The organism is Methylophaga sp. UBA5088, assembly GCF_002414625.1.
Classification (GTDB): Bacteria; Pseudomonadota; Gammaproteobacteria; order Nitrosococcales; family Methylophagaceae; genus Methylophaga; species Methylophaga marina.
This window is the reverse complement of the sequence record NZ_DIAC01000027.1, coordinates 1-502: the sequence shown is the minus strand read 5'-3', so window position 1 is coordinate 502 and position 502 is coordinate 1. Positions and strand designations below refer to the sequence as shown.

The following is a 502-nucleotide window of genomic DNA, read 5'->3' as shown; positions in this document are numbered from 1 at the left end:
TACGGCGCACGCTATATTACTAGGCGTTGAACCGAACATGTCAGTCAGTATGAGGATACCGTGACCTTGATCAAGTTTTTTTAAGTCTTCATCCATTTCTAATCGAATGGCTTCCGGATTATCTTTGGTTTCGATAGAAATGACTTTCGTCGGAAGAGGGCAGCAAGATAACATTTGACGAGCGGTATTGATGAGCTCTGTACCGATGTTATTGTGCGAAACGAGTAAAACGCCTACGGTCATATTAGTTCTCTATAAAAACAGCCATGGCTGTAGATAGACAAATTGGCTCTGCCTCTGTCTTTAAACGATAATGAATGTAATAGATATACGACATGTCATCAAGTTAATGTGAAATGCTCATTGCTGAATTTGCTGTTGTTGCCGGTATTTTAGCTGTTCATTCGCATTATTTGTCATTCTTTGCATTTTTAACCAGGTCAGCAACCGTATACTGAGCGAGGATGGATTTGATAATGACAAGTGTAGCATTGGTGTAGCT

At 40.0% G+C, this 502-nt stretch carries 1 protein-coding gene; it reads right to left on the bottom strand.

Translation table 11 applies throughout. The features are described 5' to 3' along the window. The coding region (locus tag B4K20_RS03415; protein WP_414683365.1) for a PTS sugar transporter subunit IIA at nt 1-243 on the bottom strand (243 nt) is incomplete at its 3' end. Between the last annotated feature and the right edge of the window lie 259 nt (nt 244-502).